At 75.7% G+C, this 379-nt stretch carries 1 pseudogene; it reads left to right on the plus strand.

Annotated elements, in window-relative coordinates:
• Positions 1-87: 87 nt before the first annotated feature.
• A pseudogene (locus tag I6F37_RS45245) lies at positions 88-379 on the plus strand (hypothetical protein); the annotation flags it as partial.

The raw sequence follows: 379 nt of genomic DNA on the forward strand, positions 1-379 counted from the left end.
ATTGGACGGCCCGGGCGCGGGCCACCAGGTCATCTGGGGCCAGTCTCGCGCACAATGGCCGCGATGCGTCAGTCACGGTCCCGGTCCATGACCAGGTGGGCGACCCGGTGGGTTCCCGTCGTCCTCGTCCTCGCCCTCCTGGGCGGTGCCTTCGCGACCTATCAGTACGACCTCGGCGAGCGCTGGTTCGGAAGCCAGGCGCCGCCCCCGCCCGACCCTGACGACGAGCCGGCCGCCGTGCCCCCGCCGCCCGGCGTCAGCCTGCCGCTGCCCGCGATCCCTGCCGCCGTCGCGACCGCGGTCGAGCCCGGAGGTGCCGGGCGGCTGGCCCCGCGCAAGGTCTCCCGGCTGCTGAAGCCGCTGCTGGCCGACCCGGACC

The sequence above is a fragment of the Bradyrhizobium sp. NBAIM08 genome, from assembly GCF_020193935.1.
Classification (GTDB): Bacteria; Pseudomonadota; Alphaproteobacteria; order Rhizobiales; family Xanthobacteraceae; genus Bradyrhizobium; species Bradyrhizobium yuanmingense.